Origin of the sequence: Ilumatobacter sp. (assembly GCF_041688325.1) — a bacterium.
Lineage (GTDB): Bacteria > Actinomycetota > Acidimicrobiia > Acidimicrobiales > Ilumatobacteraceae > Ilumatobacter_A.
Genome location: NZ_JBDNIJ010000431.1, coordinates 1 through 3,089 on the forward strand (window position 1 = coordinate 1; position 3,089 = coordinate 3,089).

Below are 3,089 nucleotides of genomic sequence, written 5' to 3' on the forward strand. Positions count from 1 at the left end.
CACGCTTCGCGTTCGAGCCAGCCCAACGCTTCAGCGACGGCGAGATCGGTTGCTTCGACGACCTGGGCACGCACGAGCGGATCCCCGAGCGCGTACAGGATCGACACCGATTTTGGTGCTGAGAACGTCAGATCGAAGCCGGGGACACGATTCTTGAACGTCCGAACCTGCGTGTTGTTCGGTGTCAGAGCGGTGCCTGGGGCGAGCCCCGCGAGGACCGCGCGCAGCTCGTCGCCGGCGACGTCGTGGTCCAAACCGAGCGCTCCCGAGGCCGTCCCGATCCACTCACCTTGGGTTTCGCCGGCACCGGAGTAGTAGTCGTCGAGGCCCTTGGCGACCTGCTCCAAGTAGTAGTCCTCGGCCCCGACCCGGAGTTTCCATACCGACAGCATCGAAGGGGTATGGGGCGATTTGGGGTCTCCCGTTTCACGGGTTTTGTGCAGCACTGCTTCAGCAGTGCATATGTGTAGGAAGAAAAAGTGAGTCGGGGTTTCGGGTTTAGTCGGTTCTGCGGCGGGTTCGGTCGAGAGCTGCTGGTCGGCGGTTCGGGTTGTCGTCGGCGCAGGCCGGGGTTTCGTGGCGGATCGTGAAACGTTCGGCGCGTCGGGTGCCCATAGGTATCGAGTCGGTCGTGATCGATGCGGGCGCTGAGATGATTGGAGACGAGCAATGGCTCGAAAGGCAGGATCAGAAGCGGAGCGGGTTGCTCTGGATCGACTGAGGGATCGTCGTGATCGTGAGTCCAAGGGGTACGTCGAGTTCTTTGCCGTGCAGGATCGCCGACGTCGCCTGACCGAAGAGTTGGACGGCCTCGACGTGGAGGCAGCTGAGGCGTTGGCGACAATCGCTGAGGTGTCCGACGTCGGCGCGATTGCCGAGGTGATCGAGTGGTCACAGGCGAAGGTGCGTACAGCTGTCAAGCTAATCACTGATCGGGCGATCGCTGGCGAACGCGCGAAGGCTGTTCATACCGCCGCGGATGTTGCGTCGTGAGCGACTTGAAGGTGTCGCGTTCGTCGCTGGCGTGGATCCCGGTTGATCCGATCGACGCGGCGTCGTCGTGGCGGCGGGCGTCGATCGCCGCGGCGGCGTTGACCACCTACGGCGCTGCCAATGACGGGCCGGCTCGCGATCTGTACATCAAAGTGTGTGCGGAGTCGCTGTTGCGAGTAGTGCTGCGCGTCGGATGGCTCGGTCGCAACGTGTTGGGTCGCCCGGTCGACCTCGACGATGTCGCGGCATGGCTCCCAGCGATGTCGTCGCGAGTTCCGCACAGCGCGGTGATGTTGCTGGGCGACGTCACTCGATCGGCGGATCGTGCTGATCGTGTGGCGGGAGTCGTGGCGCTGCGCGAGCTTGCTGCGGCTCCTGGGCGGCTGCCGGGACGCCAGTGCGGGTTCGCTGCGATGGTCGCTGGGCGCGCCTTGACGCAGGTGTCGCCACCCGGGTTGGTCGATGGCCTGTGGTTCCGTGCCGGGTTCGCTGCGATCGCGCTCGAGGGTCGCCGCTCCAGTGCATTCAGATTCGTGCGCGGTGACCGTTCCGAACCCGACGGTGGCTTGAGTGTCGAGCGGCCCCACTACGACACGTGATGGACCCCTCGACGCGATTGGATGGGTTCGGCGCTGGTGTTCCTGGCGTGTGGTGGGTTCAAGAAGCCACCGAAGCGAACTGGGAGGCGCTCGAAACGTTCGTGACCGAACATGACGCGGTCGCTGCGGTACTCGAGCCGTCGGACTTCATGTGGATGGCCGAGGTCTTGTTGTCGACCGGTGTCGTGATCCAGCTGTACAAGCACACCGTGACCCGCCGGTACCTATATCTGGGCGACGACAGACACGCGTACTGGGCGTCGGGGGGCTGCTACCTGCAGCACGCGTGCCTCAGCGATGCGGTTGCTGGACTCGAGTTGGAGCTGTGACCGGCCTGTTGATCTGCGAGGAGCTGTCCGCGATGTGGGAACGGCTGTCGACGTCAACCGACCTCTCAGTCGATGACGCCCTGAGTGGCCTGGTTGATCATTGCGTTCGACACGGATGCGACGAGAACAACGTCCACAGCGTTCTCATTGACGTGTGCTTGAAAGCCACCGACGATCCCGAAGTGATCGTTGGTATGTCGCACCGGATCGAGGAGCACGGCGATCGTCATGTCGCGTGGCGCAGCGTGTTACTCGGTTCGCTCGGCTCGGTCGTGGGTGGCGCTGCAGACCGCGGGGCGGCAGGTCCAGTCGTGGCGCGTCGCGAGTACCACCGGCTTCGCCGGCTGTGGAGCATGCCGGTCGATGCGCGCCGCTGGGAAACGCGCTCCGCCCGGACCGGCATCTAAATCTCGAGGTGGTCGACCTCGAGGTGGTCGACCTCGCAGGCCGACATGGTGGTCGTGGTTCGGTGGCAGGCGTCGAGAAGTGGCAGGCCGATAGCGGCAGCAAGGATGCTGGCTGCGGCGTGTCGCAGTCCGGGGGAGAGCTCGATCGTGGCGGTCACCTTGTCGGCGTAGCTACGTGCGGAGCATGCTCGCCAGCACGGCTGGCCGACCATGTTGCAGTAGTCGCAGCCACACAGCATCTCGTCGGCGTCGTCTTGAGCGTCGGTGTCGATCTCGGCGTCGGGACAGGCGAGCCAGCAGTCGGCGTCTCGGCATGCGGGGCAAGGCCCGGCGTCGCTCCAGCTGTCGGTTTCGTCTCCCGCGAACATCAGCGGTCCAGCTCTGCGAGGTTGGCGGCAATGGCTTCAGCGACCGCGACGGCGGCACCGATGGCGACGAGCTGACGCTCGATGCGGGCGGTGTCATCTCCCGCGCTGCGCATGGCGAGAGCGATCGTGTGGGCCCGGGTGAAGTCGTCGAGCGTGGGCGCTGGTGCTGCGACATCGAAGGCATGGCGGGATTGGAGGGCGTCGGTCATGCGGCGGACGTGGCGGTGGGCGACGTCGGGGATGCTGCGCCGGACCGCAATGCCGAATGGTGTGTTGTGGGCGAGTCCGAACATGATCAGGCGCTGGATGGCCTTGGCGAACGGTGACGAGCGTCCAATGGTGTAGCTGAGTCCCATCTCTCGGGCGAGTTCGGTGAGGTCGATCTCGATGCCG

7 protein-coding genes are annotated in these 3,089 nt (G+C 65.0%); 4 read left to right on the plus strand and 3 right to left on the minus strand.

The window, feature by feature from the left end:
• Positions 1–446: relaxase domain-containing protein (locus ACH2EI_RS20970; RefSeq protein ID WP_395161487.1), on the minus strand; the 446-nt coding region annotated here is incomplete at its 3' end.
• 223 nt (positions 447–669) lie between these two features.
• Here ACH2EI_RS20970 and ACH2EI_RS20975 point away from each other — a divergent pair.
• The 4 genes from ACH2EI_RS20975 to ACH2EI_RS20990 are packed head-to-tail and all read left to right on the plus strand — an operon-like array spanning position 670 to position 2,328.
• Positions 670–993 carry a hypothetical protein gene (locus ACH2EI_RS20975; protein ID WP_395153960.1) on the plus strand — a complete coding sequence of 108 codons (324 nt, stop codon included), beginning with the start codon at positions 670–672 and terminating at the stop codon, positions 991–993.
• Positions 990–1,592, plus strand: a complete 603-nt coding sequence (locus tag ACH2EI_RS20980; protein WP_395153961.1) for a hypothetical protein — start codon at positions 990–992, stop codon at positions 1,590–1,592. Before ACH2EI_RS20975 ends, ACH2EI_RS20980 begins: the two co-directional genes overlap by 4 nt.
• Entirely contained in the window at positions 1,592–1,921 is a 330-nt protein-coding gene (locus ACH2EI_RS20985) for a hypothetical protein (protein ID WP_395153962.1), read from the plus strand. The genes ACH2EI_RS20980 and ACH2EI_RS20985 overlap by 1 nt, the downstream gene beginning before the upstream one ends.
• Positions 1,918–2,328 carry a hypothetical protein gene (locus ACH2EI_RS20990; protein WP_395161489.1) on the plus strand — a complete coding sequence of 137 codons (411 nt, stop codon included), beginning with the start codon at positions 1,918–1,920 and terminating at the stop codon, positions 2,326–2,328. The genes ACH2EI_RS20985 and ACH2EI_RS20990 overlap by 4 nt, the downstream gene beginning before the upstream one ends.
• Here ACH2EI_RS20990 and ACH2EI_RS20995 read toward each other — a convergent pair.
• Together ACH2EI_RS20995 and ACH2EI_RS21000 are read right to left on the minus strand one after the other, a co-directional pair.
• The gene (locus ACH2EI_RS20995; protein WP_395153964.1) at positions 2,325–2,696 is read right to left on the minus strand and encodes a hypothetical protein; all 372 of its coding nucleotides are present in this window, start codon (positions 2,694–2,696) and stop codon (positions 2,325–2,327) included. The two genes, ACH2EI_RS20990 and ACH2EI_RS20995, sit on opposite strands and share 4 nt — an antisense overlap.
• On the minus strand, positions 2,696–3,089 hold a 394-nt coding region (locus ACH2EI_RS21000), incomplete at its 5' end, for a hypothetical protein (RefSeq protein ID WP_395161491.1). The genes ACH2EI_RS20995 and ACH2EI_RS21000, both read right to left, overlap by 1 nt.